This window comes from Amycolatopsis azurea DSM 43854 (genome assembly GCF_001995215.1).
GTDB classification, from domain to species: Bacteria; Actinomycetota; Actinomycetes; order Mycobacteriales; family Pseudonocardiaceae; genus Amycolatopsis; species Amycolatopsis azurea.
In genome coordinates this window covers 356,010-369,123 of sequence record NZ_MUXN01000011.1, presented here as the reverse complement: position 1 = coordinate 369,123, position 13,114 = coordinate 356,010, and the positions used below count along the sequence as shown (strand labels likewise).

Sequence of the window (13,114 nt, the reverse complement as noted above, 5' to 3'; positions counted from 1 at the left end):
TGCAGAAGGGGAGGTCACGGTGGCCACCATCAACGACGTGGCGGCGAAGGCCGGGGTTTCGACGGCGACCGTGTCGAGGACGCTCAACGGTAAGTCCACTGTGGACCCGGTGCTCGCGGCGCGGGTACAGGCCGCCGCCGCGGAATTGGGATATCACCCGAACGGGCTGGCGCGAAATCTGCGCCGTCAGGAAACCGCGGTTCTCGCGCTCATCATCTCCGACGTGGAGAACCCGTTCTTCACCGCGATCGCCCGCGGCGTGGAGGACATCGCGCAGACCGCGGGCTACTCGGTGGTGCTGTGCAACGCCGACGACAACGAGGAGAAGGAGCGGCGCTACATCGACGTCGCCCTCCAGGAGCGGGTCGCCGGCGTGGTGCTCTCCCCCACCGGCCGAGCCACCAACGTCGACCGGCTGACCGAACGCGGCACGCCCGTGGTCGCCGTCGACCGGCCGCTGCTGGAGAACACCGGGGACCAGGTGCTGGTCGACACCCGGCTGGCCGCCCAGGAGGCGACACGGCATCTGCTCGACGGCGGATACCGGCGGGTCGCCTGCGTCAGCGGTCCGCCCGGGGTGCGCACGGCCGAGGACCGGCTGGCCGGCTACACCGACGCCGTCGGCGTGGAGAACGCGCTCACGCGGCGCGCCGAGTTCCGCGCCGAGGGCGGCAGGCTCGCCGCGCTCAGCCTGCTCGACGAGCCCGAGCCGCCGGACGCGCTGCTGGTCGGCAACAGCACGATGGCGATCGGCGTCTTGGAGGCGCTGGCCTCGCGCGGCCTGCGATCGGGACAGGACGTGGGGATCGTGTCGTTCGACGACGCGCCGTGGACGACGCTGATCGATCCGCCGCTGACGGTGGTCGCCCAGCCCGCGAACGAGGTGGGCAGGGTCGCCGCCGAGCTGCTCTTGGCCCGGATCGGCGACAGCACCCGCAAGGCCACGACGACCACGCTTCAGGCGAAGCTGATCGTGCGCCGCAGTTCGCGGCGCGACTGACCCCGGAGATCCCAGGTGCACGACGTGCCTGGGCGACCGGTTCACACCGGCCGCCCAGGAACGCCCCACCCCCTTGTTCCCCCAAGCCGGCCCCACACCAGCCGGGTTCTCCGAAGCGGTGGGAAGAAATCGATTACCTTTCGGAAGGTAAGTTCCCGTATACGACCTGTCAAGCCGAATACCTGGACAAGCTCGCCCGATCCGGGCACACTGTTGCGATATTGCCTACTGCGCGTGTGTGATTCCGTGCACTCTGTGTTCGTCTCTGGTGAATTCCCCCACGAAACCGAGATGAGACCGCACGAACCCGCACAGACGAGTTACTCTAGGCGCTATGTCGATAGCGCTCGAGAACGTCCTCGCCAAGGCGGGCCTGAAGGTCGACGCCGACGAGTTCCTGACTCTCGTCGAGGACGCGGCGCGGAGGCTCTCCCCGCCGAACCCCGATCCGTCGCACTACTTCTCGGCCGACCAGCGGGCCGCGCTCACCGATGTCGGCCTGGACCTGTCCCCCCGCAGCGAGGACGAACCGGACTTCCGTGCCCGCACGGTCGCCGCGCACGCCGTGCTCGCCGATTCCGCGCTGAGCGTGCTGGAAGCGGCGAAAGCCCTCGGCGTGGACGACAGCCGCATCCGCCACCGCCTGAAGGAAGGCAGGCTCACCGGCTGGAAGGACCAGGGCTGGCGGCTGCCCGCCTGGCAGTTCACCGGCTCCGGGGTGCTGCCCGGCCTGGAGGTCGTGCTGCGCGCCGTCCCCGAAGACCAGCCCGCGCTGGTCGTCGCCGCGTTCATGAGCACCCCGCAGTCCGATCTGGTGATCAACGACCACCCCGCCACTCCCCGCCAATGGCTGCTCTCCGGCGGCGACCCCGAACATGTTGCAAGACTGGTGGCCACGCTCGGCCTCCCGTTCTAAGGTGTTCTGCCCGACGACGGAAAATTTCAGTCGGGGGTAGGCCGTAGGCTGACCCCATCGAGCAAGATCACCCGACAAGGACGGACGACTCCCGAGGTATGGCCCGGCTCCCCCTGCCGCCTGCGCGCTCTGTCCTGGTCAAGGAGCTGCACCGCACCAACGACGTGGTGACGGTGCACCCCGGTACCAGGCTGGTCAGGATCTTCACCGCGCACGGCAACCACCCCCAGCAGTGGAATTCGTTCCGCTACAGCGGCCCGCTCCCGCACGGCCGTTTCGACCCGCAGACACCGGGTCGCGGCGGACACCCGGTCACCGACCCCGGGAACGGCGTCCTGTACTTCGGCCTCACCGTGCGCACCAGCATCGCGGAGGTCTTCCAGACCACGTCGACGGTCGACCGCAAATCCCGCGGCCCGCGCCTGGTCGTCGTCCGGCCGACCCGCACGCTGCGGCTGCTCGACCTCGCCGGCCTGTGGCCGACCCGCGTCGGCGCCTCTCAGGAGATCTCCAGCGGCCCGAAGAAGATCACCCAGGCCTGGGCGCGTGCCATCCGCGCTGCCTTCGGCGACCTCGACGGCGTCTGGTACCGGTCTTCCATGGACTCCGGCGGGCCCGCGCTCGCGTTGTGGGACCCGCCCGCCGGGAACTCGCTGCCGGTCGCGCCGGACGTCCTTCTCCCCCTGGACCACCCGGGGCTCGACGTCCCGCTGGGCCGGGTGTGCGAGGAACTGAACTACACGCTTCTGTCGTGAGTGGTAAGTCGCGTTAGAACGCGACCGGTATTTACCTGCCCGCGCCTGAACTGCGCGAGGGTGGCGGTTCGATGGTTGCCCAGCCTCGGATCTTGATCAACGAGACCGAGCGTGGAGGATCTGGGACGTTCACCGTCCCAAATCCTCCACACACGACCGACGGCACACCAATCGGCAGGTAAGTACGAGTCGTGAGAACCGTCTTCACCACTCATGAGACTCAGAGGTGCCGGCCCCACCACTCCAGCACGGCGTCGAATCGCTGCACCCGGTGCCGAGGCTGCCCCGAACGCGTGAGTTCGTGCCCCTCGCCGGGGAACAGCAGGAATTCCGCCGCGACGCCGTTCTGCCGCAGCGCCACGTACATCCGCTGCGCCTGCTCCAGCGGGCATCGCCAGTCCTGCTCGGAATGCGCGACCATGAACGGGATGTCGATCTTCCCCGCGTAGTACAGCGGGCTGCGCTTGCGCCGCTCTTCGAGGTCTTCGCCGACATAACCGTCGGCGAAGAACCAGCCGATGTCGGAACTGCCGACGAACGAGTCCCAGGCGTTGACCGCGCGCTCGCTCCACGCCGCGCGGAACCGGCCGCCGTGGTGCGCGGCGAGCCAGCTGGTCATGAAGCCACCGTACGAACCGCCCATCACCCCGACGCGATCACTGTCCAAATCGGACAGTTTCAGCGCTTCGTCCAGCAGTGCCAGCAGATCGTCCGCGTCGACGGTGCCGAGGCCGTGGATGATGCTGCGACCGTGGCTCTCCCCGTAGCCCGCGGAACCGCGCGGATTCCCCAGAATCACCGCGTAGCCCGCGTCGGCGAGCACCTGCGCCTCGTCGAACACCTTCCATTCGTAGGGCGCGAACGGTCCGCCGTGGATCATCAGGACCACGGGATGCGGCCCCTCGCCCTCGGGCCGGACGACCCAGCCGTGCACCGGATAGCCGTCCGGCGCGGTCGTGTTCAGCTCGTCCAGCGGCCGGATGCCCTTGTCCCGCAACGCCTTCGAGTAATCGGTGAGCACGCTGGGCTTCTCGTCCGACAGCAGGACGACGTCGCCGGAGCTCTCGGGCGTCCCGATCACCGCGGCGATCCGGCTGCCGTCGACGACGAACGACTTCACCGCGGCGAGTTCGCCGGCCAGGCAGCGCAACGACTCAAGTTCGGCCAGTTCGCCGTCGAGCGGCACGGCGCGCAACTCGGCGGCACCGCGGGTGCGGACGACGACGAGGGCCTCGTCGCCGAGCACGACCGGAGGCCCGGCCGCGATGTCGCAGTCCACCGTTTCGACGGCGGTCAGCCGGCGCGCGGCCGAGGGCTCGTCACCGGGAGGCCACGGCGCGCGCCAGAGTCCGGTGTTGCGGGCGATCTCCTCCTGGCCCGGGAATTCGGTGCCGTAGAACAGGATCGACCCGTCCGGCGCGGTGACCGGTTTGGCCGCGGTGCCCCGGGTCCGGATCAGCAGCCGGGGTTCGCCACCCTCGGCGGGTACGGCGTAGACGTCCGTGCGGACGGTGTCCTCCGCGGCCCAGTCGCGAGGCGCGACGAACAGGACGGACTCGCCGTCGGCCGTCCACGAAGGATGCTCGACGTCGACCCGGTCGTCGGTCAGCGGCGTGAGTTCGGCGGGCTCGGCCTCGTCGAGCGCGGCGACCGCGTCCACGACGAACAGACGCTGTGGACGGTCGTTGAGGAAGCCGACGTCGTCGACACGATAGAAGAGGTTCGTGATGTGCCGCGGGGCTTCTTCGCTCGGCTCCGGGGTTTCGCCGTCCGCGTTCTCCGTGCCGTAGCGGCCCGGCTCGGGCACGCGCGCGACGAAGGTGATCCGGCGGGAATCCGGCGCCCAGACCGGGGCGCCCGCGCCGAGGGGCAGGTCGGTGATCCGCTTCGCGTCACCCCCGACCGCGGCGATCACGTGCACCTGCGGCTTGGCCTGGCGCCCGGAGCCCTCCCCCGCCCGGAGGAAGGCGACCCACCGGCCGTCCGGGGAGATGACGGGGGCGGAGTCCTTGGTCCCGTGGGTCCACGGCCCTTCCCCGCCACCGTCGAGGTCGACCCTGCGCAGGCCGCCGCGGTAGCTGTTCGTCTTCAGATCGGGCCTGCTCACCGCGGTGAGCAGCAGGTCGCCGCGCAGCGCGGGGATGCCGGGGACCGTCAGGGCTTCGATGTCAACGGGACGCACGGCCCCGACGGTACCCGATCCTTAGCAGGTCTAACTACTGATTGAAGACTCCTGATCAGCGGCCTCGTCCTTCTTCGCCTTCGCGAGGCTGGCCAGCGTCGTCACGGTCAGGACCACGACGATGACGCCCAGGGAGACCCAGTTGTTGATGTCCAGCCAGTCCGGCACGACGTGGTACTCGTGCAGCGCGTGCAGGAACAGCTTGGCGCCGATGAAGGCGAGGATCACCGCGAGGCCGTAGGACAGGTACACCAGCTTGGTGACCAGGCCACCGAGCAGGAAGTACAGCTGGCGCAGGCCCATCAGCGCGAACGCGTTGGCGGTGAAGACCAGGAAGGCCTCCTGCGTGATGCCGAAGATCGCCGGGATCGAGTCGACGGCGAACAGCAGGTCCGCGCTGCCGATCGCGACGATCACCAGGAACATCGGGGTGATCCAGCGCTTGCCGTCCTTCTTCACGAAGGATTTGTGCCCGTGCCACTCGTTGGTGACCGGGAAGAGTTTGCGCACCCAGCGGGTGAGCGCGTTCTCCTCGTATTCCTCTTCTTCGTCCTTGTTGCGGACCATGCTGATCGCGGTCCAGATGAGAACGGCGCCGAAGAGGAAGAAGACCCAGACGAACTGCGCGATCAGCGCGGCGCCCACGGCGATGAACACGCTGCGCATGGCGAGCGCGAGCAGGATGCCGATCAGCAGCACGCGGTGCTGGTGGATCGCGGGCACCTTGAACGACGTCATGATGATCATGAAGATGAACAGATTGTCGACGCTCAGCGAGTACTCGGTGATGTACCCGGTGAAGAACTCGACTCCCGGGTCGTGTCCCCCGAAGACCCAGACACCGATGCCGAAGGCGACGGCCACGGCGACGTAGAAGATGACCCACCGGGCGGCTTCACCGGTGGTGACCTCGTGCGGCTTGCGGTCGACGATGACCAGGTCGAGCGCGATCAGCGCGAGCAGACCACCGACCGTGGCGATCCATAGCCACAGGGGAACAGACATGTAACCAACCCTCCGGATAGTGCACAGCAGCAACTAACCGGAGGTCTCTTCCGCCGGTACGAAACCGGCCGACGGTGCCGGGGGCCTGTGAAGACCACCGTGCTGACGACACCGCCGCGAAGGAATACTCCCCTCACAGCTGGTCCAGTTTGACCTGTCTGTACGCATGACGCCAGTTAAGGTTGCCCTTGTCACCAAGATGGTCGCGTAACTCCCGTCACACTGACCTCTTCTCGCTCCTTGAGTACCCGTTCTGATGGCGTGGCAACCCACGCTTGTGTGGTCCGTGTGTGCTGAGGAAGCGACTCTCAGGTTCGGTGAAATACGGTCATTCCGTGCCCCGAATCCCGCTCCCTCGTACGCGAGGCGCGAAGCTCACCGCGCTCGCCGCGGTCGTGGTGGTCCTGGCCGCCGCGGCCGTCGTGTGGACGAACAGCGAACCCGCGCCGTCCGCGGTCAAAACCCAGGAAGCGACCCTCGACCTGCCCGAATCCCCGGGTTCGTCCGAGGTCGTCAAGATCGACACGACCACGTATCTCCCCGAGCGGACCCCTGCTCCGGCCGTACTGCTCGCCCACGGTTTCGGCGGTGACAAGAACAGTGTCGCCACCGAGGCCCGCGAACTCGCCGAAAAGGGCTTCGTCGTGCTCGCCTGGTCCGCGCGCGGCTTCGGCCGCAGCACCGGGAAGATCGCGCTGAACGACCCCGACCGCGAGGTCGCCGACGCCCGGAAGCTGATCGACGACCTGGCCTCGCGGCCCGAGGTACTCAGCGAGAACGGCGATCCGAAGGTGGCCGTGTCCGGCGCTTCGTACGGCGGTGCGCTGTCCCTGCTGCTCGCGGGGACCGACAAGCGGGTCGACGCGATCGCGCCGGTCATCACCTACAACGACCTCGCGCAGGGCCTCGTCCCGAACGCCGCCTCGGCCGCGCCCTCGACGGCGACCACTCCCGCCGCCGGCGCGTACACCGCGGACGGTGTCTTCAAGAGGTCGTGGGCGGGCATCTTCTTCTCGGCCGGTTCCGGCGCGGCGCAGAGCGGCTCCCCCGCCAACGACGCGCCCGAAGCCGGTGACGCGACGAGTGAATCCGGCGCGTCGCAGGGCACGGGCGCGGCGGGTGCCGCGGCGCAGTCCCTGCCGACCGGCGGCCCGAACGGGCAGCGGCCGCCGTCCGGACCGGCCGACCCTTGTGGACGGTTCACCGCCGACGTCTGCCAGGCCTACACCGAACTCGCCACCACCGGCAAGGCCAGCCAGAAGACCGTCGACCTGCTCCGCCGCGTCTCCCCCGCGTCCGTGGCGGACAAGATCACCGTGCCGACCCTGCTGGTGCAGGGCGAAAGCGACACTCTGTTCGGTTTGGACCAGTCCGACGCGACCGCCCGGCAGATCGCCGCGGCGGGCGGCAAGGTCCGCACGGTCTGGTACACCGGCGGCCACGACGGCGGGAAACCCGGGCAGAAGCTGCGGGCGCAGATCGCCGACTTCCTCAAGTTCTCCCTCACCGGGCAGGGCACCGATCCCGGCACCGGCTTCAGCTACGACATCCAGGGCACTCTGCGGGCCAACGGTGCCCCTTCGGTCCGGACCGTCACGGCGCCGGCGTACCCGGGAGCCACCGGGGACGCCACCGAACGGCGGCAGTTCACGTTGGAGGGACCGGCCCAGCCGGTCGTCCGGCCCGCGGGCGGCAACCCCGCCGCAGTGAGCGGGATCCCCGGACTGAACGGTGCGGTGGCGGGCTCGTCCCGGCTGTCCGGACTGTTCAGTGTGGACCCGCCCGGCCAGGCGGCGCAGTTCGCGACGCGACCGCTCGACGCGCAGACGATCGTGGCCGGTTCGTCCACCGTCCGCCTGCGGGTCTCGGCGGTTCCGTCCGCGGCAGCCCCACAGAAGGAAGCCGTCCTGTTCGCGAAGCTCTACGACGTCAACTCGGAAGGTGTCCGCACGCTTCCGGCCAACGCCGTCGCGCCCTTCCGCGTTTCCGGACTGCCCGCCGACGGCGGCCCGGTCGAGGTGACGGTGACCCTGCCGGGCATCGTGCGGCCGCTGGACGCGGGGCACACGCTCCGGCTGGTCGTCGGCACGACGGACCAGGCGTTCGCGACGCCGGTCGAACCGGCGGTGTTCCGCGTCGAACTGGCGGACGGCGGACAGCTCGGTGTCCCGGTCGTCCACGGCACTTCGGTCGGCGCGGGCGCACCCACCGCGCAGCTGCTCGGGATCGGCGGAACGCTGCTCGCGGGTATCGCGATCACGGTGATCGCCGCGTTCCGCCGCCGTCGCGCGCACGACGTCGACGAGAGCCTGGCGAAGACGCCGTTGGTGATCGAAGGACTGCGCAAGGCCTACGCGGGCGGCTTCGTCGCGGTGAAGGACCTGTCGTTCCGGGTCGAACCCGGTCAGGTGCTCGGCCTGCTCGGGCCGAACGGCGCGGGCAAGACGACGACCCTGCGCATGCTGATGGGACTCATCACGCCGACGGCGGGCACCATCCGGGTGTTCGGTCACCTGATCGCGCCCGGCGCGCCGGTGCTGTCCCGGATCGGCTCCTTTGTGGAGGGTTCGGGCTTCCTGCCGCACCTGTCCGGCAAGGAAAACCTGGAACTGTACTGGGCGAGCACGGGCCGTCCCAAGGACAAGGCGCATTTCGCCGAGGCGCTGGAGATCGCCGGGCTCGGCGACGCGGTGAACCGGCGGGTCCGCACCTACAGCCAGGGCATGCGGCAGCGGCTCGCGATCGCGCAGGCGATGCTCGGCCTGCCGGAGCTCATGGTGCTCGACGAACCGACCAACGGGCTCGACCCGCCACAGATCCACCAGATGCGCGAGGTGCTCCAGCGCTACGCGGCGACCGGACGCACCGTGGTGGTGTCGAGCCACCTGCTGGCCGAGGTCGAGCAGACCTGTACGCACGTGGTCGTGATGCACCGCGGCATGCTGGTCGCCTCGGGCGAGGTCGGCGAACTGGCCGCGTCCAGCGGCGAGGCGACGTTCCGGGTCGACAAGCCCGCCGAAGCGGCCGAAGCGCTGCGGAAGGTCGGCGGCGTCTCCGGCGTCGACGTCGACGGGGAGCTGGTCCACGCGGATCTCGACGGTCTCGCCCGCGCCGAAGCGGTCGCCGCCCTCGTGCGGGCCGGGGTCGCGGTCGAGCAGGCCGGGCCGCGGCGCCGTCTGGAAGACGCGTTCCTGCAGCTGGTCGGAGAGGACTCGAAGGGTGAGTAAGACCAATGGTTCCGGCCCGGCTACCCGGGCGGATCACGGCGTGCACACCGATCCGGCGGCGCTGCTGGAGCTGACCGAGGTCGCGTCGCACGAACGGACCGAGGTCGGTCCGGACGGGGCGGTGGCGGGCTACCGCGCCGACCGGACGCTGCGGCTCGGCGTCGAGCTGAAGCGGCAGCTCAAACGGCGGCGGACCCAGCTGATGCTGGGGTTCGTCGCGCTGCTGCCGTTCGTCCTGGTGATCGCGTTCGAGATCGGGCAGGCCAACCCGAACCGCCGCAGCGGCGGGTTCGTCGACCTTGCCACCGCGAGCGCGCCGAACTTCGTGGTGCTCGCGCTGTTCGTCTCCGGCACGTTCCTGCTCCCGATGATCGTGGCGCTGTTCTACGGCGACACGATCGCGAGCGAGGCGTCGTGGTCGAGCCTGAAGTACCTGCTCGCGATGCCGGTCCCCCGGCACCGGGTGCTGCGGCAGAAGGCGATCGTCTCCGGGATCCTGTCCGCGGCCGCGCTGATCCTGTTGCCGCTGGTGTCGCTGGTGGTGGGCGTCATCTGGTACGGCGCGGGCGACGCGATCAGCCCGACCGGGGACGCGGTGTCGTTCAGCGACAGCCTCGTCGCCATGGGGCTGGCCACGATCTACATCATCCTGCAGCTGGCGTGGGTGGCGGGCCTGGCGATGCTGCTCTCGGTCGCCACCGACGCCCCACTGGGTGCCGTCGGCGGCGCGGTCATCGTCGCCATCGTTTCGCAGATCCTCGACCAGATCACCGCCCTGGAAGGGCTTCGGGACTATCTACCGACGCATTTCGCGTTCTCGTGGATGGATCTCATCTCGACCGACATCGACTGGACGAACATGGCCAACGGGATGTTGTCGGCGGCGCTGTACGGCACGGTGTTCTTCCTGCTGGCGGGCCGCCGGTTCGCGACGAAGGACATCACCAGCTGAGAGCGTTTCCGCGCCGGAAAATCACCGGGGTCCACCGGGAAGACGAAATATTCTTCCCAGGTGGGCCCCGGTTTTCACTGGCCGTGGCGACCTTCACCCATTAGCGGCGGTAATCGGTGTTTCATGCGCATGCGACCATTGATTTTTCCGATCATCGACTCATTGGGTGAAAAGTTCGCATTCACCTTCGGCACTCCCTGAGAAATCCTTATCTTCAGGGGAAAGAAGCCGAACCGAGCAGAAAGCGGGGACGTGACCATGACCCAGTCACTCGAGATCCCGGTGCAGGAATTCACCCTTGCTTGGACGATGACCGCCGACAAGGGCGGCAGGGTGGGCTTCGCCGCCTCGGGTCAGGTGACGCTTCTCGACAACAAGCGCTTCTACAAGATCGACGGGGTCCTCTACATCTCCGAGGGCAGCGCCTACTGCCGCGACATCGGCAACCCGCATCTGTTCGTCCGCCGCAACGGCGTCGAGGAAAGCGGCAGGCAGTGGGGCTGGGAGACCATCTGCACCCGCAAGTCGTGCAGCAGGCTGTGCGCGATGGACGCGTACTTCGTCCGCACCGGCTACTGGGCGCCCGCCGACAAGGCCATCCAGCTGAGCATCGGCGCCGAGTCCGGCTGGAACCGCAAGCGGTCCTACAGCCCGACGATCACCGTGCGCCTCGACGACTGAGCGGTCCACTGTAGATCTCCGCCGGCTCGGGTACGGTCGGGCGCATGGCCACCTCCTCGATCCGAGTGGACGACGAAGGCGGGATCGCCGTCGTCACCCTCCAGCACGGCAAGGCGAACACTCTCGACACCGAGTTCTGCCAGGAGCTGGCGGTCCGGCTCGAAGACGTCCAGCTGGGCGGTTGTCGTGGTGTCGTGCTGACCGGCACCGGCGGCATCTTCTCGGCGGGCGTCGACCTGCGGCGGGTGCACGACGGCGGCGCGGGCTACGTCGAGGACTTCCTGCCCGCGCTGTCGGACGCGTTCCTGTCGGTGTTCGGGTTCCCCGGTCCGGTGGTCGCGGCCGTCAACGGGCACGCGATCGCCGGCGGGGCGGTGCTGGCCGCCGCCTGCGACCGGCGCGTCCTCGCCGACGGCCCGAGCCGGATCGGGATCACCGAACTGCTCGTCGGCGTGCCGTTCCCGTTGGCGGCACTGGAGATCCTGCGGTCCGGGTTCGGCGCCGACGTCCTGGCCGAACTCGCGTTCCTCGGCGAGACCCACCTGCCGGGCGACGCGCTCCGGCTCGGCCTAGTGAACGAGGTGACCGAGCCCGAAAACGTCGTGGGGCGGGCGGTGGAGGTGGCCAGGAAGCTCGCCGAGATCCCCACCGCCGCGTACGCGCACACGAAGGCGCAGCTGCACCGGCCGTTCCACGAGCGGATCGCCGAACACCGCACCGGCGACGACGCCCACGTCCTCGAACTGTGGAGCTCCCCCGAGGCGCTCGCGGCCATCAAGGCCTACGTCGACAGGGTGCTCCGCCGCCCGGCCTGAGGTGTCCCGATGATCGGGACACCGTCCGGATAGGCGATTGCCCACCGGCGGGGACTCTGTGAGTATCCGACCGCTCAACAGGTCCCGATGGGGAGGGCATGGATGCGGAAGCTCACGGCCGCGTGGTCGGTTCTGGCGACAACCGTTCTCGCACTGGCCGGGTTGACCCCGGCCGCGCAGGCGGCACCCGACGACGTCAAGGACGCGCTCGGGCGCATCCCGGGCCTGACGGTCGTCTCGGAGAATCCGGCGCCGACCGGGTACCGGTTCTTCAAACTCACCTACGCCCAGCCCGTCGACCACCGCAGGCCGGGCGCGGGCACCTTCCAGCAGCGATTCACGTTGCTGCACAAGGAATTCCGCTCGCCGACCGTGGCTTACACGAGCGGGTACAACGTGGGGGAATCGCCCAACCGGTCGGAGCCGACGCAGATCGTCGACGGCAACCAGCTGTCGATGGAGTACCGGTTCTTCACCCCCTCGCGACCGGAGCACCCGGACTGGGGAAAGCAGCTGACGATCTGGCAGGCCGCCGCCGACCAGCACCGCGCGGTCGAGGCGTTCAAGCGGATCTATCCGGGCAAGTGGCTGGCGACCGGCGGCAGCAAGGGCGGCATGACGGCGACCTACTTCCGTAGGTTCTTCCCGAACGACGTCGACGCGACGATCCCTTACGTCGCGCCCAACGACGTCATCAACTCGCGCGACCGCTACAACCGGTTCCTGGCGAACGTGGGCGACGATCCCGCCTGCCGTTCGGCGCTCAAGGCGATCCAGCGTGACGTGCTGACGCGACGCTCGGAGTTCGCGGCGCTCGCCGCCACCGACGCGGCCAAGAACGGCTACACGTTCAAGACCGTCGGCTCGGCCGACGTGTCTCTGGAGATCTCGGTGATCGACTCGTACTTCGCCTTCTGGCAGTACCAGAAGCAGTCGGACTGCGCGACGATCCCGAAGGCCGGCGCTCCGGCGGCCCAGGTCTATGCCTGGTTCGAACGCGTCGAGAGCCTCAACACCTACTCGGACCAGAACCTCGAGATCTACGTCCCCTACTACTTCCAGGCGGCCTACCAGCTCGGCGCCCCCGAGTCCTACGAAGGCTATCTCCGGGATCTGCTGCGCTACCCGGGCCGCAACGTGTCGCGGACCTTCGTGCCGCAGTCGGTCGACATCCCCCGGTTCGACCACCTGGCGATGCCGGACATCGACTTCTGGGTGAAGTCGCAGGGGAAGCGGCTGCTGTTCGTCTACGGCGGAAACGACCCGTGGGGTGCCGAGCCGTTCCAGCTCGGCTTCGGCACGAAGGACTCCTACAGCTACACAGTGCCGGGCGGAAACCACGGCGCCCGGATCTCGCAGCTTCCCGCGGCCCAGGCCGCCGAAGCGACGAACAACGTGCGGCGCTGGGCCGGGCTGCCGCCGGTCTCACCCGGCGTCAGCACGCGTTCGGTGCCCGCCGGGTTCCCGGACTTCGACGCGGACCTGAGCCTGCTGCACCGCCCGCGCCTCTGACCCCTCACGCGTTTCGTCCTCTGGTCGCGGTCCTTGCGTGTGCAAGTACCGCAACCAGAGGACGAAATG

10 protein-coding genes are annotated in these 13,114 nt (G+C 68.9%); 8 read left to right on the top strand and 2 right to left on the bottom strand.

Annotated elements, in window-relative coordinates:
* Positions 1 to 19 precede the first annotated feature (19 nt).
* From B0293_RS16340 to B0293_RS16330, 3 genes are all read left to right on the top strand, one after another.
* Positions 20 to 1,000: a LacI family DNA-binding transcriptional regulator gene (locus B0293_RS16340; RefSeq protein ID WP_005159249.1), complete on the top strand. Its 981-nt coding sequence runs from the start codon at positions 20 to 22 to the stop codon at positions 998 to 1,000.
* 334 nt (positions 1,001 to 1,334) lie between these two features.
* Positions 1,335 to 1,916 (top strand): hypothetical protein, encoded by a 582-nt coding sequence (locus B0293_RS16335; RefSeq protein WP_005159250.1) that lies wholly within the window; start codon positions 1,335 to 1,337, stop codon positions 1,914 to 1,916.
* A 98-nt stretch (positions 1,917 to 2,014) separates the two neighbouring features.
* Positions 2,015 to 2,671, top strand: coding sequence for an RES family NAD+ phosphorylase (locus tag B0293_RS16330; RefSeq protein ID WP_005159251.1), 657 nt, complete (start codon positions 2,015 to 2,017; stop codon positions 2,669 to 2,671).
* Positions 2,672 to 2,891: 220 nt separating this feature from the next.
* Here the strand turns inward: B0293_RS16330 and B0293_RS16325 are convergent, their stop codons facing one another.
* Positions 2,892 to 4,853 carry a S9 family peptidase gene (locus B0293_RS16325; RefSeq protein WP_005159252.1) on the bottom strand — a complete coding sequence of 654 codons (1,962 nt, stop codon included), beginning with the start codon at positions 4,851 to 4,853 and terminating at the stop codon, positions 2,892 to 2,894.
* A gap of 30 nt (positions 4,854 to 4,883) precedes the next feature.
* Complete coding sequence (locus B0293_RS16320; protein ID WP_005159253.1) at positions 4,884 to 5,858, bottom strand: TerC family protein; 975 nt, start codon at positions 5,856 to 5,858, stop codon at positions 4,884 to 4,886.
* A gap of 317 nt (positions 5,859 to 6,175) precedes the next feature.
* On the opposite strand from B0293_RS16320, the gene B0293_RS16315 reads away from it, so the two are divergent.
* The 5 genes from B0293_RS16315 (at position 6,176) to B0293_RS16295 (ending at position 13,045) form a co-directional block, all read left to right on the top strand.
* Positions 6,176 to 9,085, top strand: coding sequence for an alpha/beta fold hydrolase (locus B0293_RS16315; RefSeq protein ID WP_005159254.1), 2,910 nt, complete (start codon positions 6,176 to 6,178; stop codon positions 9,083 to 9,085).
* Positions 9,078 to 10,037 (top strand): ABC transporter permease, encoded by a 960-nt coding sequence (locus B0293_RS16310; RefSeq protein ID WP_052014488.1) that lies wholly within the window; start codon positions 9,078 to 9,080, stop codon positions 10,035 to 10,037. Before B0293_RS16315 ends, B0293_RS16310 begins: the two co-directional genes overlap by 8 nt.
* A gap of 258 nt (positions 10,038 to 10,295) precedes the next feature.
* The gene (locus B0293_RS16305; RefSeq protein ID WP_005159275.1) at positions 10,296 to 10,718 is read left to right on the top strand and encodes a hypothetical protein; all 423 of its coding nucleotides are present in this window, start codon (positions 10,296 to 10,298) and stop codon (positions 10,716 to 10,718) included.
* Positions 10,719 to 10,762: 44 nt separating this feature from the next.
* Positions 10,763 to 11,533, top strand: coding sequence for an enoyl-CoA hydratase/isomerase family protein (locus B0293_RS16300; RefSeq protein ID WP_005159279.1), 771 nt, complete (start codon positions 10,763 to 10,765; stop codon positions 11,531 to 11,533).
* A 102-nt stretch (positions 11,534 to 11,635) separates the two neighbouring features.
* On the top strand, positions 11,636 to 13,045 hold the full coding sequence (locus B0293_RS16295) for a S28 family serine protease (RefSeq protein WP_005159286.1): 1,410 nt from the start codon (positions 11,636 to 11,638) through the stop codon (positions 13,043 to 13,045).
* Positions 13,046 to 13,114: the final 69 nt, after the last annotated feature.